The organism is Pseudomonas sp. F-14 TE3482 (assembly GCF_053629455.1).
In genome coordinates, this window is record NZ_JBRJII010000001.1 from 2705309 (window position 1) to 2730458 (window position 25150).

Annotated in this window: 23 protein-coding genes; 18 read left to right on the forward strand and 5 right to left on the reverse strand. The window is 59.7% G+C overall.

Annotated features, from left to right (window positions below; genetic code table 11):
* Nucleotides 1–139: 139 nt before the first annotated feature.
* The 9 genes from AB7M26_RS12175 (at nt 140) to AB7M26_RS12215 (ending at nt 11003) form a co-directional block, all read left to right on the forward strand.
* Nucleotides 140–871: a response regulator gene (locus tag AB7M26_RS12175; RefSeq protein ID WP_008006907.1), complete on the forward strand. Its 732-nt coding sequence runs from the start codon at nt 140–142 to the stop codon at nt 869–871.
* Nucleotides 861–2330 (forward strand): ATP-binding protein, encoded by a 1470-nt coding sequence (locus tag AB7M26_RS12180; protein WP_123495464.1) that lies wholly within the window; start codon nt 861–863, stop codon nt 2328–2330. Before AB7M26_RS12175 ends, AB7M26_RS12180 begins: the two co-directional genes overlap by 11 nt.
* 237 nt (nt 2331–2567) lie before the next feature.
* Entirely contained in the window at nt 2568–3827 is a 1260-nt protein-coding gene (locus AB7M26_RS12185) for a D-mannose isomerase (protein WP_429384458.1), read from the forward strand.
* Nucleotides 3828–3944: 117 nt separating this feature from the next.
* Complete coding sequence (locus AB7M26_RS12190) at nt 3945–5252, forward strand: ABC transporter substrate-binding protein (RefSeq protein WP_123495458.1); 1308 nt, start codon at nt 3945–3947, stop codon at nt 5250–5252.
* A 186-nt stretch (nt 5253–5438) separates the two neighbouring features.
* Entirely contained in the window at nt 5439–6347 is a 909-nt protein-coding gene (locus AB7M26_RS12195; RefSeq protein ID WP_007902369.1) for a carbohydrate ABC transporter permease, read from the forward strand.
* A complete protein-coding gene (locus tag AB7M26_RS12200; RefSeq protein ID WP_030131859.1) occupies nt 6340–7185 on the forward strand; it encodes a carbohydrate ABC transporter permease in 846 nt (281 codons plus the stop codon). Before AB7M26_RS12195 ends, AB7M26_RS12200 begins: the two co-directional genes overlap by 8 nt.
* A gap of 3 nt (nt 7186–7188) precedes the next feature.
* A complete protein-coding gene (locus tag AB7M26_RS12205) occupies nt 7189–8349 on the forward strand; it encodes an ABC transporter ATP-binding protein (protein WP_038981981.1) in 1161 nt (386 codons plus the stop codon).
* Nucleotides 8350–8570: 221 nt separating this feature from the next.
* Complete coding sequence (locus AB7M26_RS12210; RefSeq protein WP_123495456.1) at nt 8571–9917, forward strand: carbohydrate porin; 1347 nt, start codon at nt 8571–8573, stop codon at nt 9915–9917.
* Nucleotides 9918–10148: 231 nt separating this feature from the next.
* Nucleotides 10149–11003, forward strand: a complete 855-nt coding sequence (locus AB7M26_RS12215) for a D-hexose-6-phosphate mutarotase (RefSeq protein ID WP_050681580.1) — start codon at nt 10149–10151, stop codon at nt 11001–11003.
* 150 nt (nt 11004–11153) lie between these two features.
* Here the strand turns inward: AB7M26_RS12215 and AB7M26_RS12220 are convergent, their stop codons facing one another.
* Nucleotides 11154–12014 (reverse strand): MurR/RpiR family transcriptional regulator, encoded by an 861-nt coding sequence (locus AB7M26_RS12220; RefSeq protein WP_177319492.1) that lies wholly within the window; start codon nt 12012–12014, stop codon nt 11154–11156.
* A 228-nt stretch (nt 12015–12242) separates the two neighbouring features.
* Between AB7M26_RS12220 and zwf the strand changes: the two genes are divergently transcribed.
* From zwf to AB7M26_RS12240, 4 genes are all read left to right on the forward strand, one after another.
* Entirely contained in the window at nt 12243–13712 is a 1470-nt protein-coding gene (gene zwf, locus AB7M26_RS12225) for a glucose-6-phosphate dehydrogenase (protein WP_123495454.1), read from the forward strand.
* The gene (gene pgl, locus AB7M26_RS12230) at nt 13699–14412 is read left to right on the forward strand and encodes a 6-phosphogluconolactonase (RefSeq protein WP_123495452.1); all 714 of its coding nucleotides are present in this window, start codon (nt 13699–13701) and stop codon (nt 14410–14412) included. Before zwf ends, pgl begins: the two co-directional genes overlap by 14 nt.
* Before the next feature lie 17 nt (nt 14413–14429).
* Nucleotides 14430–15095 carry a bifunctional 4-hydroxy-2-oxoglutarate aldolase/2-dehydro-3-deoxy-phosphogluconate aldolase gene (locus AB7M26_RS12235; protein WP_008072964.1) on the forward strand — a complete coding sequence of 222 codons (666 nt, stop codon included), beginning with the start codon at nt 14430–14432 and terminating at the stop codon, nt 15093–15095.
* A gap of 218 nt (nt 15096–15313) precedes the next feature.
* Nucleotides 15314–16039, forward strand: a complete 726-nt coding sequence (locus AB7M26_RS12240) for an intradiol ring-cleavage dioxygenase (protein WP_123495450.1) — start codon at nt 15314–15316, stop codon at nt 16037–16039.
* Between the two features lie 2 nt (nt 16040–16041).
* Here the strand turns inward: AB7M26_RS12240 and AB7M26_RS12245 are convergent, their stop codons facing one another.
* Both AB7M26_RS12245 and AB7M26_RS12250 read right to left on the reverse strand, forming a co-directional pair.
* Nucleotides 16042–17223 carry an aminotransferase class V-fold PLP-dependent enzyme gene (locus AB7M26_RS12245; protein WP_123495448.1) on the reverse strand — a complete coding sequence of 394 codons (1182 nt, stop codon included), beginning with the start codon at nt 17221–17223 and terminating at the stop codon, nt 16042–16044.
* Between the two features lie 25 nt (nt 17224–17248).
* The gene (locus tag AB7M26_RS12250) at nt 17249–17485 is read right to left on the reverse strand and encodes a DUF3820 family protein (RefSeq protein WP_007949456.1); all 237 of its coding nucleotides are present in this window, start codon (nt 17483–17485) and stop codon (nt 17249–17251) included.
* A gap of 204 nt (nt 17486–17689) precedes the next feature.
* Between AB7M26_RS12250 and AB7M26_RS12255 the strand changes: the two genes are divergently transcribed.
* From AB7M26_RS12255 to AB7M26_RS12270, 4 genes are all read left to right on the forward strand, one after another.
* Entirely contained in the window at nt 17690–18157 is a 468-nt protein-coding gene (locus AB7M26_RS12255) for a PA2169 family four-helix-bundle protein (protein WP_123495446.1), read from the forward strand.
* 157 nt (nt 18158–18314) lie between these two features.
* Nucleotides 18315–20303 carry an FUSC family protein gene (locus AB7M26_RS12260; protein WP_123495444.1) on the forward strand — a complete coding sequence of 663 codons (1989 nt, stop codon included), beginning with the start codon at nt 18315–18317 and terminating at the stop codon, nt 20301–20303.
* Nucleotides 20290–20496: a DUF1656 domain-containing protein gene (locus AB7M26_RS12265; RefSeq protein WP_008069143.1), complete on the forward strand. Its 207-nt coding sequence runs from the start codon at nt 20290–20292 to the stop codon at nt 20494–20496. Before AB7M26_RS12260 ends, AB7M26_RS12265 begins: the two co-directional genes overlap by 14 nt.
* An 11-nt stretch (nt 20497–20507) precedes the next feature.
* Nucleotides 20508–21371 (forward strand): efflux RND transporter periplasmic adaptor subunit, encoded by an 864-nt coding sequence (locus AB7M26_RS12270; protein WP_123495442.1) that lies wholly within the window; start codon nt 20508–20510, stop codon nt 21369–21371.
* Nucleotides 21372–21415: 44 nt separating this feature from the next.
* Here the strand turns inward: AB7M26_RS12270 and AB7M26_RS12275 are convergent, their stop codons facing one another.
* On the reverse strand, nt 21416–21886 hold the full coding sequence (locus AB7M26_RS12275) for a MaoC family dehydratase (protein WP_123495440.1): 471 nt from the start codon (nt 21884–21886) through the stop codon (nt 21416–21418).
* 44 nt (nt 21887–21930) lie between these two features.
* Nucleotides 21931–22875, reverse strand: coding sequence for an alpha/beta hydrolase (locus AB7M26_RS12280; protein WP_008069139.1), 945 nt, complete (start codon nt 22873–22875; stop codon nt 21931–21933).
* A 258-nt stretch (nt 22876–23133) separates the two neighbouring features.
* On the opposite strand from AB7M26_RS12280, the gene fadD2 reads away from it, so the two are divergent.
* Nucleotides 23134–24822, forward strand: coding sequence for a long-chain-fatty-acid--CoA ligase FadD2 (fadD2, locus tag AB7M26_RS12285; protein ID WP_123495438.1), 1689 nt, complete (start codon nt 23134–23136; stop codon nt 24820–24822).
* The last annotated feature ends 328 nt before the right edge of the window (nt 24823–25150 follow it).

A 25150-nucleotide genomic window follows, 5' to 3' on the forward strand; every position in this document is an offset into this window, starting at 1 on the left:
CACAGGATTACCTACATCTGAAAATGTACGCATAACCTTGTGGGAGCGGGCTTGCCCGCGATGAGGCCCTCACAGGCAACATAGATCTTTGAACGATCAGGCATAATCCAACCAATTCAAACAACAAGGATGCCGCCCCGTGAGCTCAGTCAACAAGTCGATTTTGTTGGTCGATGACGATCAAGAGATACGCGAGTTGCTGGACACCTACCTGACCCGCGCCGGTTTCCAGGTCCGTACCACGCCCGACGGTGCAGGCTTTCGTCAGGCCTTGAACGAGGCACCGAGCGATCTGGTGATTCTCGACGTGATGCTGCCGGACGAAGACGGGTTCAGCCTCTGCCGCTGGATCCGCCAGCACCCGCGTCAGGCCCATGTGCCGATCATCATGCTCACCGCCAGCTCCGACGAGGCCGACCGCGTCATCGGCCTGGAACTGGGCGCAGACGACTACCTCGGCAAACCCTTCAGCCCCCGTGAGTTGCAGGCGCGCATCAAAGCCTTGTTGCGCCGCGCGCAGTTCGGTCAGGAGCGTTCCGGCAGTGAAGTGCTGGCCTTCGATGATTGGCGGCTGGACATGGTCAGCCATCGGTTGTTCCACATCGACGGCGAGGAAGTGATTCTCTCGGGCGCCGATTTCGCGCTGCTGAAACTGTTCCTCGATCACCCCCAGGAAATCCTCGACCGCGACACCATCGGCAACGCCACCCGTGGCCGTGACCTGATGCCGCTCGATCGCATCGTCGACATGGCGGTCAGCCGTTTGCGCCAGCGCCTGCGCGATACCGAAAAACCGCCACGGCTGATCCGTACCGTGCGCGGCAGTGGCTACCAGCTGGCAGCCAACGTGGTTGCCAGCAATGGTCACTGAGTTCCTGCGCAAGCTCGCCGGGCGGGTGCCGGTACCGCGCTCGCTGCTCGGGCGCATGTTGCTGCTGACCCTGCTGGCGGTGCTGTTCGCACAGGCGTTGTCGAGCGTGATCTGGGTGTCGCAATTGCGCGCCACGCAGCTTGAAGGCCTGGTCACCAGCGCTCGCAGCCTGGCCCATTCGATGACGGCCAGCGTCAGTTATTTCCGCTCGTTGCCGGTGGCGTTTCGGCCGCTGGTACTCGATCAGTTGCGCAGCATGGGCGGCACTCGATTCGTGGTGACCCTCAATGACAAACCACTGGGCATGGAAGTGCTGCCGATCACCCCGCGCAAAGCAGCGGTGCTCAAAGCGGTGGACGAGGTGCTGCGCCAGTCTCTGGGCCAGGACACCGACATCTCGGTGACCTTCGTCAGCCCCGAAGACCTGCGGATTTTCAACGGCGGCTTGAAGCTCGATGAGTTGCCGCGCTCCTGGGCGCATTACGCGTTGACCCTGGAGCCGGTGAACCCACCGGTGCTGGTCACGCAAATCCAGATGGCACCGGGGGAATGGCTGTACATCGCCTCCCTGTTGCCCGAGCCCTACACCAGTCTTGAGGAACAAGGCCTGCCGGCGCAGCAGGTCTGGTTCATCGTGCTCACCAGCGGTTTCCTGCTGTTGTTCATCGGCCTGTTGGTGCACTGGCAGAGCCGACCACTCAAGCGATTGGCGCGGGCGGCGCGGGACATGTCCTTGGGCGCCGAAGTCGAACCGGTGGCCGAGGGCGGCGGCAGTGAAGTGGTGGAAGTGGGTCGCGCCTTCAATGCGATGCGCGAACGTATCAGCCGTTATCTGACTGAACGCAGCCAATTGTTCAGCGCGATTTCCCATGACTTGCGCACGCCGATTACCCGGCTGCGATTGCGGGTGGAATTGCTTGAAGACGAAAAACTGCAAGCCAAGTTCGGCCGTGATCTGGATGAGCTGGAGTTGCTGGTAAAGGGCGCGTTGCAATGCGTGAAAGACACCGATATCCACGAGAACATCGAGCCGGTGGACCTCAATCATGTGCTCGACTGCCTCGTGGAACCGTATCTGGCGCCCAACGGCAATGGTCGCGTGACCCAGCATGGCCGGGCGCTGGCGCCGTATCCCGGCAAGCCGCTGGCGCTCAAGCGTTGCATCGGCAACCTGATCGACAACGCCTTGAAATATGGGCAGAACGCGCATCTGCACATCGATGACGACGAGAGCGCGTTTGTCCTGCATGTCGACGATGAAGGGCCGGGCGTACCGGAGCAGCGGCTGGAGCAGGTGTTCGAACCGCACTTCCGCTTGGCCGGGCAGCAGCAGGGTTATGGCCTGGGGCTGGGGATTGCGCGCAACATTGCCCATAGCCATGGCGGTGAAGTCAGCCTGCAAAACCTGCGTGAAGGCGGGTTGCGGGTGACGTTGCAGTTGCCGCGATCAATGGATTGACACCGCCCCTGTGGCGAGGGAGCTTGCTCCCGCTGGGGCGCGGAGCGGCCCCCCTTATCCCCAAAAAGAATGGGACTGCTGCGCAGTCCAACGGGAGCAAGCTCCCTCGCCACAAGGCATCACTCACATTGAGGCAAGTGTCACAACTCGGTGACATAACTCGCCCCCTTCGTTACCTGCCCGCCATCGCCCGTTGTTTAGACTGCCCCCAGTCATAACAACAAAAAAGGTCTTCCCATGGACACCTTCCAACCCGCCTTCAGCAGTTGGCTGAACGCGCCTGCCCATCAGCAATGGCTCGCCGCCGAAGGCCTGCGCCTGCTGGCATTCGCCAAGGCTGCAAAGCTGGCCGAAGGCTTCGGCAATCTCGATGAAAAGGGTCGCCTGGCGGCCAACGCGCAAGCTGAAACCATGAACACCGCGCGCATGACCCACAGCTTCGCCATGGCCCACATCCAGGGCCTGCCGGGTTTCGCCGAGCTGGTGGATCACGGCATCCAGGCCCTCAGCGGGCCGCTGCGTGATGCCGAGCACGGAGGCTGGTTCGCCATGCCCGAACACCGCGACGGCAATACCGGCAAAGCCGCTTACCTGCATGCTTTCGTGGCGTTGGCCGCGAGTTCTGCGGTGGTCGCCCAGCGCCCCGGCGCACAAGCGCTGCTGGACGATGCAATCCACATTATCGACAGTCATTTCTGGAGCGAAGAGGAGGGCGCGATGCGCGAATCCTTTAACCGCGACTGGAGCGTCGAGGAAGCCTATCGCGGCGCCAACAGCAACATGCACGCCACCGAAGCCTTCCTCGCCCTGGCCGATGTCACCGAAGACAACCGCTGGCTGATTCGCGCCCAGCGCATCGTCGAGCGCGTCATTCACGATCACGCCGCGGCCAATGATTATCTGGTGATCGAGCATTTCGACCGCGACTGGCAGCCGTTGCGCGACTACAACCACGACAACCCGGCTGACGGATTCCGCCCTTACGGCACCACGCCGGGCCATGGCTTTGAATGGGCGCGGCTGTTGCTGCATCTTGAAGCGGCGCGGGTGCAGGCGGGGATACTCACGCCGGGTTGGCTGGCATCCGATGCGCAAAAACTCTTCGAGCACAATTGCCGTCACGGTTGGGATGTCGACGGAGCGCCGGGCATTGTCTACACCCTCGATTGGGATAACCGTGCGGTGGTTCGCCATCGCCTGCACTGGACACATGCCGAAGCCAGCGCTGCCGCCAGTGCGCTGCTCAAACGCACCGGTGATGAGCAATACGAGCGTTGGTACCGACTGTTCTGGGAATTCTGTGACAGTCATTTCATCGACCGTTGCGATGGCAGTTGGCACCATGAACTCGATCCGCTGAACCGTCCGAGCGCCGATATCTGGGCCGGCAAACCCGACCTGTATCACGCCTGGCAAGCCGTTTTGATCCCGCGCCTGCCGCTGGCGCCGAGCATGGCCAGTGCGCTGGCGCAATTGTCCCAGAGCGTTGTTGTGTAACCATGTGGTGACATTCGCGCGTCCCTTCGTTACCTGCGAAGGGGCATCCCCTGTTTAGAATCTTATGCAGCGCAAGCACCAGACTTGCATGCATAACAACAAGAAAGGTACTACTAGATGAATGCGATTTCTCGCCTCGCTACTGTCATTTCTCTCGCTTCACTGCTTCCTGTTGCTGCATTCCCCGTCAGTGCCCTTGCCGCCGATGCCAAAGGTTCGGTGGAAGTCGTTCACTGGTGGACGTCTGGTGGTGAAAAAGCAGCCGTCGATGTGCTCAAGGCCCAAGTCGAAAAAGACGGTTTCACCTGGAAGGACGGCGCAGTCGCCGGCGGTGGCGGCTCCACGGCCATGACCGTACTCAAAAGCCGCGCCGTGGCCGGTAACCCGCCGGGCGTTGCCCAGATCAAGGGGCCGGACATCCAGGAGTGGGGCAGCACTGGCCTGCTCAGCACCGACACCCTCAAAGAGGTTTCCAAGTCCGAAGGCTGGGATAACCTGCTGATCAAGAAAGTCTCCGACACCGTGAAATACGAAGGCGATTACGTCGCCGTGCCGGTGAACATCCACCGCGTCAACTGGCTGTGGATCAACCCGGAAGTCTTCAAGAAAGCCGGGATCGAAAAAGCGCCGACCACCCTCGAAGAATTCTATGCCGCTGGCGACAAGCTCAAAGCCGCCGGCTTCATCGCACTCGCTCACGGTGGCCAGCCGTGGCAGGACAGCACCGTGTTTGAAGACGTGGTGCTCTCGGTCATGGGTGCAGACGGGTACAAGAAAGCGCTGGTCGATCTGGACGAGAAAACCCTCTCCGGGCCCGAGATGGCCAAGGCCTTCACCGAGCTGAAAAAAATCACCGGCTACATGGACCCGAACCGCGCCGGTCGTGACTGGAACATTGCTGCCGCCGACGTTATCAACGGCAAGGCCGGCATGCAGATGATGGGCGACTGGGCCAAGAGCGAATGGACCGCCGCGAAGAAAGTCGCGGGCAAGGACTACCAGTGCGTGCCATTCCCGGGCACCGAAAAAGCCTTCACCTACAACATCGACTCGATGGCTGTGTTCAAGCTCAAAGCTGATCGCAAAGGCGACATCGCCGCCCAGCAAGACCTGGCCAAGGTCGCTCTGGGCAAAGACTTCCAGAAAGTCTTCAGCATCAACAAAGGCTCGATCCCGGTGCGTACCGACATGCTTAACGACATGAGCGCGCTGGGCTTCGATTCTTGCGCTCAAGCGGCGGCCAAGGATTTCCTGGCTGACGAGAAAACTGGCGGCCTGCAACCGAGCATGGCGCACAACATGGCCACTTCCCTGGCTGTGCAGGGCGCGATCTTCGATGTGGTCACCAACTTCATGAACGACAAGAACGCTGACCCGGCCAAGGCCAGCGCGCAACTGGCATCGGCTGTTAACGCTGCCCAGTAATCCCTGACGCCGCGTGACCCCTGTGGGAATGGGTTTATGTGGGAGTCAGGCTTGCCCGCGATGCAGGCGATTCGGTTTAACTTCAAACCGAGTTGATGCCATCGCAGGCAAGCCAGCTCCCACAGAAGCCCGCTCCCACAAGGGATCGCCGTGCCGATTTCATTTCTCTTCACCTGGATTATCCCGATGAGCTCTGTGGCGGTTTTCAGCAAAGCCTCACCGTTCGACGCATTGCAGCGCTGGCTTCCCAAGCTGGTTTTAGCGCCAAGCATGCTGATCGTCCTGGTTGGTTTTTACGGTTACATCATCTGGACATTTGTTCTGTCCTTCACCAATTCCAGCTTCATGCCGAGCTACAAGTGGGTCGGCCTGCAGCAATACATCCGCCTGATGGACAACGATCGCTGGTGGGTCGCGAGCAAGAACCTCGCGGTGTTCGGCGGCATGTTCATCGGCATCAGCCTGGTGCTGGGTGTGTTCCTCGCGGTGCTGCTGGATCAGCGCATTCGCAAGGAAGGCTTCATCCGCACCGTTTACCTGTACCCGATGGCGCTCTCGATGATCGTCACCGGTACCGCATGGAAATGGCTGCTCAACCCGGGCCTGGGTCTGGACAAAATGTTGCGTGACTGGGGCTGGGAAGGCTTCCGTCTCGACTGGCTGGTGGATCAGGATCGCGTGGTGTATTGCCTGGTGATCGCCGCTGTGTGGCAAGCCTCCGGGTTTGTGATGGCGATGTTCCTGGCCGGCCTGCGTGGCGTCGATCAATCGATCATCCGCGCGGCGCAAGTCGACGGTGCGAGCCTGCCGACCATCTACCTGAAGATCGTATTGCCGAGCCTGCGCCCGGTGTTCTTCAGCGCTTTCATGATCCTGGCGCACATCGCGATCAAGAGCTTCGACCTGGTGGCGGCGATGACCGCGGGTGGCCCGGGCTACTCGTCTGACCTGCCGGCGATGTTCATGTACTCCTTCACTTTCAGCCGTGGCCAGATGGGCATTGGTTCGGCGAGCGCCATGATGATGCTCGGCGCGATCCTGGCGATTCTGGTGCCGTACCTGTACTCCGAATTGCGAGGCAAACGCCATGAGTAATCAACTCGGAAAACCGGCGATCAGCTTCAGCCGCATCGCGATCTACGCAACCTTGTTGCTGGCCGCCGCGATCTATCTGGTCCCGCTGGTGGTGATGCTGCTGACCAGTTTCAAATCCCCGGAAGACATCCGCACCGGCAACCTGTTGAGCTGGCCGCAAGTGATTGATGGCATCGGCTGGATCAAGGCCTGGGACAGTGTCGGCAGCTACTTCTGGAACTCGGTGAAAATCACCGTGCCGGCGGTACTGATCTCTACGTTCATCGGTGCCATGAACGGCTACGTGCTGTCGATGTGGCGCTTCCGTGGTTCGCAACTGTTCTTCGGCCTGTTGTTGTTCGGCTGCTTCCTGCCGTTCCAGACCGTGCTGCTGCCAGCCTCGTTCACCCTCGGCAAGATCGGCCTGGCCAACACCACCACCGGGCTGGTGCTGGTGCATGTGGTCTATGGACTGGCGTTCACCACGCTGTTCTTCCGTAACTACTACGTGAGCATTCCGGATGCGCTGGTCAAGGCGGCGCGGCTGGATGGCGCGGGCTTCTTCACGATTTTCTGGAAGATCCTGCTGCCGATGTCGATCCCGATCGTGATGGTCTGCCTGATCTGGCAGTTCACGCAGATCTGGAATGACTTCCTGTTCGGCGTGGTCTTCGCCAGTGGCGATGCCCAGCCGATTACCGTGGCCCTGAACAACCTGGTCAACACCAGCACCGGGGCCAAGGAATACAACGTTGATATGGCCGCCGCGATGATCGCCGGGCTGCCGACACTGCTGGTCTACATATTCGCTGGCAAGTATTTCCTGCGTGGGCTGACGTCCGGCGCGGTCAAGGGGTAGAACATGGCAACTCTCGAATTACGCAACGTCAACAAGACCTACGGTGCCGGTTTGCCGGACACCCTGAAAAACATTGAACTGAAGATCAATGACGGTGAGTTCCTGATCCTGGTCGGTCCATCGGGCTGTGGTAAGTCCACGCTGATGAACTGCATCGCAGGACTTGAAAACATCAGCGGCGGCGCGATTCTGGTGGACGACGCCGACATCAGCGGCATGAGCCCGAAAGATCGCGACATCGCCATGGTGTTCCAGTCTTACGCGCTGTACCCGACCATGAGCGTGCGGGACAACATCGCGTTCGGCCTGAAGATTCGCAAAATGCCCACCGCCGAAATCGACGAAGAAGTCGCTCGCGTGGCCAAGCTGCTGCAAATCGAACACCTGCTCAGCCGCAAACCGGGCCAGCTTTCCGGTGGTCAGCAACAGCGCGTGGCGATGGGCCGGGCGCTGGCGCGGCGGCCGAAGATTTACCTGTTCGACGAACCGCTGTCCAACCTCGACGCCAAGCTGCGGGTCGAGATGCGCACCGAAATGAAACTGATGCACCAGCGTCTGAAAACCACCACGGTCTACGTGACTCACGACCAGATCGAAGCCATGACCCTGGGCGACAAAGTGGCGGTGATGAAGGACGGGATCATTCAGCAGTTCGGCACGCCAAAAGACATCTACAACAACCCGGCCAACCTGTTTGTGGCGAGCTTCATCGGTTCGCCGCCAATGAACTTCATTCCTCTGCGTTTGCAGCGTAAGGAAGGTCGTCTGGTGGCACTGCTCGACAGCGGTCAGGCGCGCTGCGAATTGCCGCTGGGCATGCAGGACGCCGGTCTCGAAGACCGCGAAGTGATCCTTGGCATGCGCCCGGAGCAGATCGTGCTGGCGGGCAGCGAGCCGAATGGTTTGCCGACCATTCGTGCCGAAGTGCAGGTCACCGAACCGACTGGTCCCGACACCCTGGTGTTCGTCAACCTCAACGACACCAAAGTCTGCTGCCGCCTGGCACCAGACGTCGCGCCGGCCGTGGGCGAGACCCTGACCCTGCAATTCGATCCATCGAAAGTGCTGTTGTTCGATGCCAAGACCGGTGAACGCCTGGGGGTGGCCGGCCTGCCGAAAGCTGAAGCTCACAGCGCCAACGTGGCCCAATTCAAAGGCCGCTGAAGAATCAAATGTGGGAATTGGGTTGTGTGGGAGCCGGGCTTGCCCGCGATACAAGCGACTCGGTTTTACGTTGAACCGAGTGGATGCCATCGCAGGCAAGCCAGCTCCCACAAAAGCCCGCTCCCACAGGGGGATGTACGGTGGATGGGGACATCCGTCGCAATCGATGTAAACCGCGTTAGATAAAAACAGTTAATAACAATAAAGACGAGGATGTAGGGATGAAGAAGAAGAACAACGCTCAGCTTATCTGCCAATTGTCAGCTCTTGCGATGATGACTATGGCCGGTAGCGCACACGCGGCTGACGCGTTCAGTGCCGACTCGCAGTGGATGACCGGGGATTGGGGCGGCGAGCGGACCAGGCTGATCGAGCAAGGTATCGACATCAAGGCCGACTACGTTGGTGAAGTGGGCGCCAACCTGCATGGCGGCTACAACGACGACAAGACGGCGCGTTACGCCGACCAGTTTGGCTTGGGCGTGGCGCTGGACCTGGAAAAACTGTGGGGCTGGGATAACACCCAGGCGAAGATCCAGCTCACCAACCGTAACGGTGAAAACATCTCCAATGACCGTGTCGGCGACCCACGTGCCGGCACCTTGAGTTCCTCCCAGGAAGTCTACGGCCGTGGCCATATGGTCCGTCTGACCCAACTGTGGATCAAACACCAGTTTCTCGACGGTAAACTGGACGTCAAGGCCGGTTACTTCGGTGAAGGCGAAGACTTCAACACCTTCCCTTGCGAGTTCCAGAACCTGGCATTCTGCGGTTCACAAGCGGGTAACTGGGCGACCAACATCTGGTACAACTGGCCGGTCATGCAGGCAGCGGTTCGCGTGAAGTACAACATCACGCCCGAGTTCTATGCGCAGATCGGCGCGTACAACCAGAACCCGTCGCAACTTGAGCACGGTAACGGCTTCAAGCTCAGCGGCAGTGGTACCGAGGGCACCGTCTTGCCGGTTGAATTGGTCTGGTCGCCGAAGGTCAACAACCTGCCGGGCGAGTACCGTGTGGGTTACTACAAGAGCACTGCCAACGCCGATGACGTGCGTAAAGACGACAACGGCGACGATGCGGCGACCAGCGGCAACGCCTATCGCAGTCACGATAGCAAGCACGGCTACTGGTTCGTGGCGCAGCAACAACTCACCACCCACAACGGTGACGCTTCGCGCGGTCTGAACATCGCGGCCAATGCCACTTTCCACGACAAGGACACCAACATCGTCGACAACTACCAGTCGCTGATGTTCGTGTACAAGGGCCCGTTCGATGCGCGTCCTAAAGATGATGTCGGGATCGGTTTCGCCCGTATCCATGTCAACGAAGATGTGAAGAAAAACGCCGAGTTGGTCAACGCCGCCAATGGTGTCACCGACTACGAAGACCCGCTGTTCTCGCCGTTGCGTTCCACCGAGTACAACTACGAGATCAACTACGGTTTCCACGTTACCGACTGGCTGACCGTCCGTCCTAACCTGCAATACATCACTCATCCGGGCGGTGTGGATGAAGTCGACAACGCTCTGGTGGCTGGTCTGAAAATTCAGTCGGTGTTCTAACGCTGTTGCGATAAGCTCTTCTCTATGTGCGCATTTTTGCGGACGGCCATGGCTGTCCGCTTTTTTTTGGGGGTAGTGCACCCCTTGGACAGATCGTTCCCACGCTCTGCGTGGTAACGCCGCTCTGGACGCTCTGCGTCCATCGTATGTGACGCAGAGCGTCACGGGATGCATTCCCACGCAGGGCGTGGGAACGATCAGGTAGAAAAATGATTTTCAGGACCGCGGCACATGCTTGAGCATCCGCTACAACGCTTCTTCAAATCCTTGCGCGAACGTCCGGTGTTTGCGTGGGAGCGCTATCAGATGCGCGATGTGCTGGTGATCGACCATCCGCTGTGTCAGGCGGTGTTCAGTCGGCAGGGCGCGCAGTTGCTGCACTTCCAGCCAAAGGGGCAGAAACCCTGGCTGTGGTGCGCGGCGAAGTGGCCGCATGTCGGTGCGATTCGCGGCGGTGTGCCGGTGTGCTGGCCGTGGTACGGCCGTCATCCGAGCGAAAACGCCTGGCCGTCCCATGGCTGGGCGCGTTTGCTCGACTGGAAACTGCTCGACAGCAGCAGTGATGACGATGGCGTGCACCTGCACTGGCAGTTACAGCTGTGCGACTGGCAAGTGGACTTGCACGCGCATCTGGGCGAACGCATGGATTTGCACCTGAGCACCGAGCATCAAGACGACATGCCGTGCCAGTTGAGCCAGGCGTTGCACGCCTATTGGCGTATTGGTGACGTGGGCGAGGTAGCGCTGTCTGGGCTCGACGGTGCGCAAGGTTACGACCAGTTGAGCCGCCAGGTTTGTCAGCAGGAAGGCGAGTTGCGGGTCGACGGTGGTTGTCAGCGAGTGTTCCAGCATGACGGCGAATTGCAGCTCATGGACCACGCCTGGCAGCGGCAGTTGTGCATCGACACCGGTGACCATGCAGACACGGTGGTCTGGCATCCGGGCTCGCGGCCGTTGCTGGGCGTGAGCTGGAACGAGGTTTTGGAGTTTGTTTGTGTGGAAGCGGCCAGCGGCGGCACCGACAGCCTGTGCCTGGCGCCGGGGGAGCGGGCGCATTTGAGTTTGCAGGCGCGGGTTGGGGCTTAGCTCAAAATCTGCGGTGTTGCGCCGGGCCTCATCGCGGGCAAGCCCGCTCCCACAGGGATACTCAGTGAACACAGATTTGTGTGCGCCGTAAATTTCTGTGGGAGCGGGCTTGCCCGCGATGAGGCCCGGACAGGCAATGAAGATCCTGGGTTAGTTGAATTCATCCCCAATCGGATACCGACTGGCATTCAGGCTTTCCTTGATCTTGCGCAAATGCGGCTGGAAATCCACGCCCCGGCGCAGGGTCATGCCGGTGGCGAGCACATCGAGCACGGTCAACTGAATGATCCGCGACGTCATCGGCATATAGATATCAGTGTCTTCCGGCAACGGGATGTTCAGGCTCAAGGTGCTGGCCTTGGCCAGCGGCGAACCCTCGGCCGTCAGGCCCAGCACCGAAGCACCGTTTTCCCGGGCGATGCGCGCCACTTCCACCAGTTCGCGGGTGCGGCCGGTGTAGGAAATGATCACGAACAACTCACCGGTGTGGGCCACCGAGGCGATCATGCGTTGCATCAGCACGTCGGCATGGGCGGTCACTGCCAGGTTGAAACGGAAGAATTTGTGCTGGGCATCCAGCGCCACCGGAGCCGAAGCGCCGAGGCCGAAGAAGTGGATCTGGCGGGCCTGGATCAACAGGTCGACGGCACGGCTGATCAGGCTCGGGTCAAGCGCCTGCAACGCACTGTCCAAAGAGGCGATGGCGCTGCCGAAAATCTTTTTTGTATACGCTTCCGGATTGTCATCGGCTTCAACCGCCCGGCTGACATACGCCGCGCCACTGGCCAGGCTTTGGGCCAGCTGCAGTTTCAGTTCCGGGTAGCCGCTGACGCCGAACGAGCGGCAGAAACGGTTGACCGTCGGCTCGCTGACCTTCGAGGCCTGGGCGAGGGCGGCAATGCTGAACCGGGTGGCCTGCTCCGGGTTGAGCAGAATCACTTCGGCGACTTTGCGTTCAGCCTTGTTCAGGTCTTCAAGGCGATTCTGGATCTGTTCCAGTAAATTTCGCACGCGATCCATTTCATGTTCCTTAGGTCAGCAGCGCAAATAAGCGTTCGACTAATGCAAATTGGGCCTTTGATACGGCCCATAACGGTGGCCTATCCTACTGATGGCTCCGACTGACCACCACTCGGAATCTGTATTTTGCGAAAATGTTGTGGTTATTACTACATTTTCCCTTGAGTGATGCCTTGAAAAAAGGTATTTGTAGCTTAACTTGATAAAAGAACAAACATCATGCCTTCGATTACGGTTGAACCTTGCACCTTTGCCTTGTTCGGCGCTCTCGGCGATCTGGCCCTGCGCAAGCTGTTTCCTGCCCTTTATCAACTCGATGGCGCCGGCCTGCTTCATGAGGATACGCGCATTATCGCGCTGGCCCGTGAACCCGGCAGCGAGCAGCAGCATCTGGCATTCATCGCCACTGAACTGCGCCGCTACGTGGGCGCCAAAGAGCTGGATGAAGCGGTGCTCGAGCGCTTCCTGGCCCGTTTGAGCTACCTGCACGTCGACTTCCTCAAGGCTGACGATTACGTTGCCCTGGCCGAGCAGGCCGGCAGTGCCCAGCGGGTGATTGCCTACTTCGCCACCCCGGCGGCGGTGTATGGCGCTATTTGCGAGAACCTGTCGAAGGTCGGCCTGACCGAAAACACCCGCGTGGTGCTGGAAAAACCCATCGGTTCGGACCTGGAATCCTCGCGCAAGGTCAACGACGCCGTGGCGCAGTTCTTCCCGGAGAACCGCACCTACCGCATCGACCACTACCTGGGCAAAGAGACCGTACAAAACCTGATCGCCCTGCGTTTCGCCAACAGTCTGTTCGAAACCCAGTGGAACCAGAATTACATCTCCCACGTGGAAATCACCGTGGCCGAGAAGGTCGGGATCGAAGGCCGTTGGGGCTATTTCGACAAGGCCGGGCAGCTGCGGGACATGATCCAGAATCACCTGCTGCAATTGCTCTGCCTGATCGCCATGGACCCGCCGGCTGACCTGTCCGCCGACAGCATTCGCGATGAGAAAGTCAAAGTCCTCAAGGCGCTGGCGCCGATCAGCCCGGAAGGCCTGACCACTCAAGTGGTGCGCGGCCAGTACATCGCCGGGCACAGCGAAGGCAAATCGGTACCCGGGTATCTGGAAGAGCCTAATTCCAACACCCAGAGCGACACCGAAACCTTCGTCGCCCTGCGTGCCGACATTCGTAACTGGCGCTGGGCCGGTGTGCCGTTTTACCTGCGGACCGGCAAGCGCATGCCGCAAAAATTGTCGCAGATCGTCATCCACTTCAAGGAGCCGTCGCACTACATCTTCGCCCCCGAGCAGCGCTTGCAGATCAGCAACAAACTGATCATCCGCCTGCAACCGGACGAAGGCATTTCCTTGCGCGTGATGACCAAAGAACAAGGCCTGGACAAGGGCATGCAGCTGCGCAGCGGTCCGTTGCAGCTGAATTTTTCCGACACCTATCGCAGCGCGCGGATTCCCGACGCCTACGAGCGGTTGTTACTGGAAGTGATGCGCGGCAATCAGAATTTGTTTGTCCGTAAAGATGAAATCGAAGCCGCGTGGAAGTGGTGTGACCAGTTGATCGCCGGGTGGAAAAAATCCGGCGATGCGCCCAAGCCGTACGCGGCAGGGTCGTGGGGGCCGATGAGCTCCATTGCACTGATTACGCGGGACGGGAGGTCGTGGTATGGCGATATCTGAATTGAAACTGCCTCAGGGCGTTAGCGCCCATGAGTTCAAGAGCCCGGTGCTGCTGGCCGAAGGCCTGGCATTGACGGTGGCCAAGCAATTGAGCGACGCCATTGCCGCACAAGGCGCCGCGACGCTGGTGGTGTCTGGCGGGCGCAGCCCGGTGGCGTTTTTCCAGCACCTGGCCAAGCAGAAGCTGGACTGGTCGAAAGTGGTGGTCAGCCTGGCTGACGAGCGCTGGGTGCCGGTGGAGCATGCCGACAGCAATGCCGGTCTGCTCAAGCGTTACCTGTTGCAAGGCCCGGCGGCCAAGGCTCAGTTCCTGAGCCTCTACAGTGCCACCGCCAACCTGGAACAGGCCGCCGAGCAGGCTGATCGCTTGCTCGCCGAATTGCCAGCGATCGACGTGCTGGTGCTGGGCATGGGAGACGACGGTCATACCGCGTCGCTGTTCCCCAACAGCCCGAACCTGGCCGATGCCTTGAAAGTCGACGGCACCCGCCGTTGCTGGCCGATGCTGGCGCCGACCGTGCCCCATCAACGCCTGACCATGAGTCGCGCGCTGCTGGCTTCGGCGAAGCACACCGTTCTATCGATTTCCGGTCAGTCCAAGCTGACCACCCTGAATGCCGCCCTGGCCGGTGACGATGTCGCCGCCATGCCGATTCGGGCGTTTCTGCAACCTACGTTAGAGATTTACTGGTGCCCATGAACCAAGGATCAGCCGCTATGACAAACACATCCCCGACCGTTTCCATGGCGGACAAAGTTGCCCTGATCGACAGCCTTTGCGCCAAGGCGCGGATCCTGCCGGTGATCACCATCGCCCGTGAACAGGACGTACTGCCGTTGGCCGACGCCCTGGCGGCCGGTGGCCTGACGGCGCTGGAAGTGACCCTGCGTTCGCAGTTCGGCCTCAAGGCGATCCAGATCCTGCGCGAGCAGCGTCCGGAACTGGTGACCGGTGCCGGCACCGTGCTTGATCGCAGCATGCTGGCCGCTGCCGAAGCGGCCGGTTCGCAATTCATCGTCACACCGGGCATCACCCGTGACTTGCTTGAAGCCAGTGTCGGCAGCCCGATCCCGTTGTTGCCGGGCATCAGCAATGCCTCCGGCATCATGGAAGGCTATAGCCTGGGTTATCGCCGCTTCAAGCTGTTCCCGGCGGAAGTCAGCGGCGGCGTCGCGGCTATCAAGGCCCTGGGCGGTCCGTTCGGCGAAGTAAAATTCTGCCCGACCGGCGGCGTCAGCCCGGCCAACATCAAGAGCTACATGGCGTTGAAAAACGTGATGTGCGTGGGCGGTAGCTGGATGCTTGACCCCGAGTGGATCAAGAACGGCGACTGGGCCCGCATCCAGGAGTGCACCGCCGAGGCGTTGGCCCTGCTGGACTGATTTACCGGATTTTTACCAAACACTTCGTTGTGTGTTCTACGGCTTTACGGTGCGCTTGGTCGGTGCACCGTTTTTTTTTGCCTGAAATAAACCCCTTATGGCTGCCCCCCCTTTTTTTGCCAAAAAAAATCCAACAAGAAAAAAAGCGATACATAGTTACCGCATCTCGTCGCTCGTCCAGCGTTACCCTGCGTTCATCTTATGGAAGAGAGAGCGTCATGGACGACAATACTGCAATTACATCCCCACCTCCGGCTTGCCAACTGTCACCCGAACAGATCGCCGGCCCGTATTTTCGAAACCCGAAACTGATCAGACGCAATATCAGCGAAGGCGTGGACGGCATCCCCTTGGTGCTGCGGCTGACGATCGTCGATGCGATGACCGGTCAACCGGTCACCGGGGCGGTGGTCGATATCTGGCATTGCAACGCGCGCGGGGCGTATTCGGGGTGGAGCAAGATCAACCCAGACAAGAAAGTCAGCGTCGGTGATATCGGGTCGATCCCGCGTACCGATGATGATACCTACCTGCGTGGTGGGCAATTCACGGACAAAAACGGCATCGTCCGGTTTACCACGATCTATCCGGGGTTTTATGCCGGCCGAGCGCTGCACATACATGTCGCGGTACGCATCACAGCCGGCAACAACTATCTCGAAGAACGCCATGTCGCCTGGGTTGGCCAACTCTACTTCCCGGACGTAGCGTCGAGATCGGTGCTTAGTGCCAGAGAATACGGCGGGCGCACGGTATCAGCGCTGACAAACGATGAAGATTTTCACTACAAACACCGAGGCGGCGAAGCCTCGACCTTGAATGTCCATGCCATCGGTCGAGACTCGAACGACGACGGCTTTTTCGGGCACATGACCATCGGCGTCGACACGTTTGCAGTGTCATCGCAAATCAAGCCCGAGGACTTCGACAAATACACCGTGTGACCTCAGCGCAATTCAGTCAGCGCCCGTGCCAACCGATCCATGTCGGCTGCGGTGGTGGTGAGGCCCGGCGTAATGCGGATGCACGGACCACACGCTGCACCGCTGCGCATCACGGTAAACAGGTTGTAGTCGTTGAGCAGGCGCTCGACCATCACCTGCTGATCGGCATGCCGGGTAAAGCGCATCGAGGTGATGGCGCAATACAGGCGCGGGTCATCGGGGGTCATGATTTCGATCCCCGGTAACCCCCGAACGGCATCGACCCATCGGTTGCGCAGGTAATTGAGCCGCATGCCCTTGGCAACGGAACCGCCCATGGCGTGATGTTCTTCGAACACCAACGGCAGGGTCAGCAGGGCCGGAATATTGGGCGTGCTGTAGGGCGTGCGGGCGCGAATGTCGGTGACCGGGAAATGCATCTCGCCCATGTCCGGGTCAATATCGGCCAGGCGCTCGGGGGCGATGTAAATGAAGCCCAGCGTCAGCGGCGCACCGATCCATTTGTGCAAGTTGTAACCAGCAAAGGCGATGCCCAGTTTCTCGAGATCGAACTCGATCTGACCGAGGGCATGGGCGCCGTCGAGGATCACATCGATCCCGTGTTCCCTGGCGGCAGCGGCAATCGCCTGCACCGGCATGACCAGTCCGGTGCGATGGGTGACGTGGGTCAGCGCCATCAGCTTCAGGCGCGGATAACGCACGAAAGCTTCGCGGTAAGCGGTGAGTAAACTGTCGAAACTGGCGGGGTGGCGGTGTTCGATCTCGATCACTTCCACGCCTCGATAACGTGCCAGCCAACGCATTGCGCCCTTGACCGTGTCGTACTCCAGATCGCTTATCAGCACCTGATCGCCCGGTGCCAGGCGGTTGTAGTTGCGGATCAGCGATTGCAGGCCATCCGAGGCGTTGCAGGTGAAGGCAACGGCTTCGGCGGGGGCACCGATCAGCTCGGCCAGTTGCGCACGAATCTTGACGCTTTCACCCTGTTCGAAGCGCTGGCGCACATGCACCGAGTTGCCGCGGTTGATGAGTTCGATGTTGCGCTGATACTCCTCGACCACGGTGCGCGACATGCGCCCGAAATAACCGTTTTCCAGGTTCAGGGGGCCGGGTTCGACAGCGTAACGGTCGGCAAAGGTCTGCCAAAAGGCTTCATCGCGGGTACGGCGGGTGTTCTCGGGCATGAGCAACTCGGTGAGGTAGGGCGGGTCAGTGGCGAGGCGCGGGTTTGCCGTGTTTGGCGCGCAGGGGTTCGAGCAGTTCCGACAAGCCGTTGTGGTCGATTTCCTGCATCAAAGCCAGCAAACCACCCAGTTCACCGTGGGGGAAACCTTCGCGAGCGAACCAGTTCAGGTACTGACCGGGCAGGTCAGCGATGATGCGGCCCTTGTATTTGCCGAAGGGCATTTCGCGGGTAATCAGCAGTTCGAGCTTTTCGGGATTCATCATCAGTCATCTTGATTCAAGGCCGTCTGGAAAATACAGGCATTCTGCATGCAGGCCAAATGACAGATCATGCAAAAAAAGCGGATACAGATTCCTCGTTAAAACCTAACCAATTGAAATATAAGTAAAAAGTCATCAATTCAAAGCTGGCATGCAGGCTGCAACTACTTATTGCATCTTTCATCAACCGCAAGGAATTGAAAAATGACCGACATTAATAAAGAAGCGATTTCTGTACTCAACGACCTGATTGAAACCAGTAAAGACGGTCAGGAAGGGTTCAAGACTTGCGCTGAAGACATCAAGCATCCAGAACTTAAAAACCTGTTCATGCAGCGCTCCGCCGACTGCGCTGCTGCCGCTGCCGAGCTGCAGGCTGCCGTGCGTTCCCTGGGCGGTGATCCGGAAACCTCCACCAGTGTCAGCGGCGACCTTCACCGTCGTTGGGTCGACGTGAAGGCGATGTTCACCGGCAAGGATGAAGAGGCGGTGCTGAACGAAGCCGAACGCGGTGAAGACCACGCGCTGAAGGCGTACAAGGAAGCGCTGGAAAAAATCAACAAAGACAACCTGGTGAGCATTCGTGACATCGTTGAACGCCAGTATCACGGCGTGCAACGCAACCACGATCAGGTGAAAGCCCTGCGTAACCAGGCTCGCGCACGCTCATAAGCGTTCGTTATCTGTCAAAAACGCCAGCCAGTCTGGCGTTTTTTTATGTTCGGGATTTAACACTGGACGGGATATAGATAGCTAGCTAATAATTTGTCATTCAGATCATCTCGCCTAACCCGGCTATCGTTAAGCCGTCCTTTCAAGAGTGTCCTACGTGCCTATCACTTTGCAGGCTTTGTTCGCGCCTGACCGCCGCGCCTTGCAGTTCGCGATCAAGACTTTGATCGGCGGCGGCCTGGCACTGTGGCTGGCGTTGCGCTGGGGGCTGGAGCAACCGTCGTGGGCGTTGATGACGGCATTTATCGTCGCCCAACCGTTGTCCGGGATGGTGGTGCACAAGGGTTTGGCACGGCTGTTGGGTACGCTGGTCGGGACGATCATGTCGGTGGTGTTCATGGGCCTGTTCGCTCAGACGCCCTGGCTGTTTTTGCTGGCGTTGGCGTTGTGGCTCGGGCTGTGTACGGCGAGTTCGACCTTGCTGCGCAGCGCCTGGTCCTATTCCTTCGTGTTGGCCGGTTACACGGTGGCGATCATCGCATTGCCAGCCATTACCCATCCGCTGACAGTGTTCGATCAAGCCGTGGCGCGCTGCACGGAAATCTGCCTGGGCATTCTCTGCGCCACCGCTGCCAGTGCGTTGCTCTGGCCATTGCGGGTCGAACGGCAACTGGCGGACCAGGCCCGGGCAGCCTGGCAAAGCGGCATGAATGCCGCGCGTGCGACGTTGGCCGGCGACGCTCAGGCGCGTAAAGGCTTGCTGGAAATACTCGGGAAAATCGTCGCGTTCGATGCCCAGCGCGAACATGCCTGGTTTGAAGGTAGCCTCGGTCGGCAACGAGCGCGGGCCATCAGCGGTTTGAGTCAGAAGCTGTTGATGCTGTTGCGCATCGCCCGTTCGGTGCGCCGTCAATGGAATCAATTGGAACTGCTCGAAGCCGAGCAACTGATGCCATGGATGACCGAGGTTCAAGAAGCGATTGGCGCTTGTGATACCGCCCAGTTGCAAGCCTTGCGCCCCAGATTGCTCGACGCCTCTCACGATGCACGCATCAGTGCTGCGCAAAGTTACTGTCTGGCCCGTTTCACTTTGTTGCTCGATACCGCCATGGCGGCCTGTACCGCATTGAAAGCGGTGGAGGAGGGGCGTGAAACGGCCGACCCGCCGAGAACCCTTACGCCGCATCGCGACCTGTCATTGGCGCTGGTCTTTGGCGCGCGCAGTGCGCTGGCGTTTCTGGTGGTGTCGGGTTTCTGGCTGGCGACGGCATGGCCTGCGGCGTCGGGCGCTCTGGTGCTGACGTGTGTGGTGTGCAGTCTGTTTGCCAGCCGCGAGAATGGGGCGCAAATCGGCATGAGCTTTCTGCGCGGCATCCTGCTGGCGATTCCATCGGCGTTTATCGTCGGGCAGATTCTGCTGCCGCAATGGAGCGGGTTTGCGCTGCTGTGCATGGGCATGGGCGTGCCGCTGTTTCTCGGCGCGCTGGGCATGGCCAAACCGCAGATCGGCGCCACGGCCACGTCCTTCTGTCTGCACTTTATTGTGCTGGTTTCGCCGCTGAACATGATGAAGTTCGATGTCGCGAATTTCTTCAATAGCGCTCAGGCCATGTTGATCGGTGTCGGCGCTGCCGTATTGGCGTTTCACTTGCTGATCATGCGTAACCCGACATGGCATGGCCGACGCTTACTGGCGGCGACCCTCGCCGATCTGGTGCGCCTCACCCGACGCAATCTGCGCGGCGCCGAAAGCTGGTTCGGTGGGCGCATGGCCGACCGTTTGCTGCAACTGGCGCGGCATTATCCCGAGTTGCCGGAGCCGGCGCGCAGCCGCTGGGATGACGGCTTGCTCGGCCTGGACATCGGCGATGAGTTGCTGCATTTGCGCTTGAGCCTGGCGGCCGCCCAGGTGCCGGTCAGTGCGCCCCAGCGGCGTTATCTCGAGCAACTGGAAAAAGTCCTCGGGCAAGGCCCGGCCGGCAGTCGCGCCGAGGCGCTGGCACAACCCAGCGAAGCATTATTGAAAACCTTGTACGCGTTGCCGCCCAGCGACGCGGTGAAACTCGCCCAGGGCGCGGTGCTGCAATTACAAAGCAGCTGGCGTGCCTGGTGTCACCAACAGGAGCAAAGCCATGGGCTTGCGTGAGTGGTCGGTGGGCGGCGTGCTGCTCAGTCCGTTTCTGATTGATGTGTTGCTGGCGTTGCTGGTGACCGGAGCGTTGCGCATGGTCTTGCGCCTGACCCCGGTCGGCCGCTGGATCTGGCACGAAGCGTTGTTTGATTGCGCCTTGTACGTCTGTGTATTGACTCTGATCACCGTCGTCCTCGGGCCTTTATAAAGGAGTTGAATATGCGTACATCCGTACGTGTCGCGATAACCCTGAGCCTGACGGCGCTGGCGATTTTTGCCGGTTTCCATCTGTGGCAGTACTACATGTTGACGCCCTGGACTCGCGACGCGCGGATCCGCGCCGACGTCGTAGTCATCGCCCCCGACGTGTCTGGCTGGGTGCGAGAGCTCAAGGCTTTCGATAACCAACAGGTCAAGGCTGGCGATGTGTTGCTGAGTATCGACCGTGATCGTTTCGAAGCCGCGCTGGAGAGGGCGCAAGCGGTGGTGCAGACCCGTCAGCAGCAACTCGGTTTGCGTGAACACGAAGCCAGCCGCCGAGCCAGTCTCGGGCCGCAGGCGATCAGTGCCGAACTGCGCGAGAACGCGCAGATCAATGCCGGCATCGCCCGGGGCGAACTGCGCGAAGCTCAGGCTGAAGCCAAGGTCGCGCAACTCAACCTGACCCGCAGCGAGGTGCATGCGCCGCGCAGCGGTCACGTCACCAACCTGCGTCTGGCCCAGGGTAATTACGTGAATGCCGGGCAACCGGTGATGGCGTTGATCGACGATTCGACCTTTTATGTGCAGGCGTATTTCGAAGAAACCAAACTGCCGCGAATTCGCGTCGGCGATCCGGTCAAAGTCTGGCTCATGAGCGCCGGGGAGGCGTTGCAGGGGCACGTCGAAAGCATCAGTCGCGGGATTACCGACCGCAATACCACGCCCGATGGGCAGTTGCTGGCCGAGGTGGAACCGACGTTTAACTGGGTACGCCTGGCGCAGCGGATTCCGGTGCGGATCAAGCTCGACACGTTGCCTGAAGGGATCAGTTTGAGCGCGGGGATGACGGCGAGTGTGCAGGTGCAGGAGGAAGGTAACTGATCATTCCCACGCTCCGCGTGGGAATGATCATGCGGACTTGCAAATCAGCCGATGCTGATCGCCGGCAACGTCGGCAACGTCACGGTCTGTTGCTTGCGCGGCGCCAGAATCTCTGCCTCGCCATCCACGACCAACTCATCGCGCTGGTTGAACACGCGAGTGGCGATACGTACACGAAACTTCGGCAGTTTCTCGAGAATTTCCAGGCGCACAGTCAGCGTGTCGCCAATTTTTACCGGCTTCTGAAAGCTCATCTTCTGACCGATGTAAATCGTCCCCGGCCCAGGCAACTCGCAAGCCACCGCCGCGCTGATCAACGCGCCGCTGAACATGCCGTGGGCGATACGCTCCTTGAACATGCTGGCGGCGGCGAACTCGGCGTCCAGGTGCACCGGGTTGTGGTCGCCGGACATCGCGGCGAACAACTGAATGTCGCGCTCTTCGACGGTCTTGCGGTAGCTGGCGGTCTGGCCGACTTCAAGGGCTTCGTAAGGCGTGTTGGTAACCTGGGTCATCTGTCTCGATTCCTGTGACGAATTAAAAAAAATCCACAAAAAAACTATTCGGTTCTGGGTGGCCGGCGAGCGCTCAAGTCCTGGGCGATCCAGTTCAGCACATCGGCAGTCACTTCATCGCGATTGATTTCATTGAACAGTTCATGCCGGGCCTGCGGGTAAATAGTCAGCTGCAGGTTCTGGCAGCCAGCGTCGCGCAGGGCGTGGGCCAGATCTTTCAGACGTTTGCCTTCGCTTACCGGATCACATTCGCCGCCGATAACCAGCAGCGGCAGGCCCGGATCGATCTGGGCGAGATTGGACGCTTTGCTGATTTGCTGCAAGCCGCCGAGCAAATCGATCCACAGTTGATTGGTGCAGCGAAAGCCGCAGAGCGGGTCATTGGCGTATTTGTCGACTTCAGTCGGGTCGCGACTCAGCCAGTCGAACGGCGTGCGCGCCGGTTTGAATTTCTTGTTGAATGAGCCGAACGACAGCCATTCGATCAGCGCACTGAGACCCTTGGGCCCTTGGCGCAGGCGTTCGAGGCGAGCAATCTGTCGTGCTGCGCGATAGAGCGTTACGGGCTGGAAGTTCGAGCCGCTGAGAATCGCCCCGTGCAGGCTGGCGCTGTGGTGCAGCAAATAGGCCTGGGCGATGTAGCTGCCCATGCTGTGGCCGAGCAACACGATCGGCACGCCGGGATGCTGTTGGCCGATATGTTGGTTAAGGCTGGCCAGGTCGCCGACCACTTTGCACCAGCCATCATCATCGGCGAAATGGCCCAAGGTGCCGTTTTCGGCAGTTTTGCCATGTCCACGCAGGTCGGGCGCATACACACCGTAATCCCGATCACAGCATGCTTGCGCCAGACGGGCGTAACGGCCGCTGTGTTCTGCCATGCCGTGGGCCAGCAGGATCACCGCCTTGAGCGGCGCGGCCGGCAGCCACTGGTTGACGAAGAGGCGGCTGCGGTCACTCGCGGTCAGCCAGAAAGTGTCGTGGATCATGGCGATTCCTTTGCGTTGGGCTGCATGAGGCTGCCGGGTGGGAAACAGCCTCGATGCATTGTATAGCGCATCCCGTCGCCTACTGTCTGATCAGGCCACGGCGGGGCAGCAAGATTCACGCGATCAATGACGACCGTGCGCATATTTGCCTGATTCGTTATAGCTGCTAGTGTCCGGGAAGCACCGTTTTTCGCTTTCTGTTTTTGAGAAAGGACAGAAAGCGGCCCCGGATAGGCTCAGGTAAAGAGGACAAGAACAATGCAACCTGATTTCTGGAATGACAAGCGCCCGGCTGGCGTGCCCCTGGATATTGATCTTGGAGCTTATAAGTCGGTGATCGAGGTGTTCGAGCGTTCCTGCAAGAAATTTGCCGACCGCCCGGCGTTCAGCAACATGGGCGTGACCCTGACCTACGCCGAACTGGAACGCTACAGCGCCGCGTTTGCCGGGTACCTGCAAGCCCACACCGACCTGGTGCCGGGGGATCGCATCGCGGTGCAGATGCCCAACATCCTGCATTACCCGATTGCCGTGTTCGGTGCCTTGCGCGCCGGGCTGATCGTGGTCAATACCAACCCGTTGTACACCGCGCGGGAGATGCGTCATCAGTTCAAGGACTCCGGTGCCCGGGCGCTGGTTTACCTGAACGTGTTCGGACAGAGGGTCCAGGAAGTGCTGCCCGACACCGACATTCAGTACCTGATCGAAGCGAAGATGGGCGACCTGATGCCCACCGCCAAGGGCTGGCTGGTCAATACCCTTGTGAGCAAAGTGAAAAAGATGGTGCCGGCCTATTCATTGCCGCAGGCGATTTCCTTCAAGAGCGCGCTGCGTCTGGGCCGTGGCCTGGGCATCAAACCGCTGAACGTCGGCCTCGACGACATCGCCGTGCTGCAATACACCGGCGGCACCACCGGGCTGGCCAAGGGCGCCATGCTGACCCACGGCAACCTGGTGGCGAACATGCAGCAGGCGCGCGCGTGTCTGGGGCAATTCGGTGCAGACGGTCAACCACTGCTGCGCGAAGGTCAGGAAGTGATGATCGCGCCGCTGCCGCTGTACCATATCTATGCCTTCACGGCGAACTGCATGTGCATGATGGTGACCGGCAACCACAACGTGCTGATCACCAATCCACGGGACATTGGTAACTTCATCAAGGAGCTGAAGAACTGGCGGTTTTCGGCGCTGCTGGGGCTCAACACGCTGTTCGTCGCGCTGATGGACCATCCCGACTTCAAGACCCTGGATTTCTCCAGCCTCAAGCTCACCAACTCCGGTGGTACCGCGCTGGTCAAGGCCACGGCCGAGCGCTGGGAGCAGCTCACCGGTTGCCGCATCACCGAAGGTTACGGCCTGACCGAAACCTCGCCGGTGGCCTGCACCAACCCCTACGGCGACAAGTCGCGCATCGGCACGGTCGGCCTGCCGGTGCCAGGCACAACCCTGAAAGTGATCAACGATGAAGGCGTCGAGCAACCGCTGGGCGAGCGTGGCGAACTGTGTATCAAGGGCCCGCAGATCATGAAGGGTTACTGGCAGAAACCCGAAGACACCGCCGAAGTGCTGGACGCCGACGGCTGGTTCAGGTCCGGCGACATTGCGGTGATCGACCCGGACGGTTTCGTGCGCATCGTCGATCGCAAGAAAGACATGATCATCGTCTCGGGCTTCAACGTGTACCCCAACGAGATCGAAGACGTGGTGATGGCTCACCCGAAAGTCGCCAACTGCGCGGTAATCGGCGTGCCGGACGAGCGTTCGGGGGAGGCGGTGAAGTTGTTTGTGGTGGCCCGTGAATCAGGTGTCAGCCTTGAAGAGCTGAAGGCCTACTGCAAGGAAAACTTCACGGCGTACAAAGTCCCCAAGCACATCGTCTTGCGAGAGTCGTTGCCGATGACGCCGGTGGGCAAGATTCTGCGGCGGGAGTTGCGAGAGATCGCCTGATCGTTGAATGGCCGCGCTTTGCGCGGATCGCGGGCAAGCCACGCTCCCACACGTTCAGTTTGTGCACAAAGAATGTGTACGACGCGAACCTTGTGGGAGCGGGCTTGCCCGCGATGCTTTATAGGGGGCTGAAGCCCCTGTTTCAAAGGCTTTCAAGGAGTTATAGAATTTTTGCTCTAAAAGTGACTATTGATTAGTCAAGAGTCAAAAATGTGACTATAGAGGCCGTTTTTGGCTCTAGTCGGCCCTTGGCAAAGCTGCTACTCTCGGCGCGCTTTGTGACTTCTCGGCCTTGTTAAAAGCCAGACTCACCAATAATCAAACACCA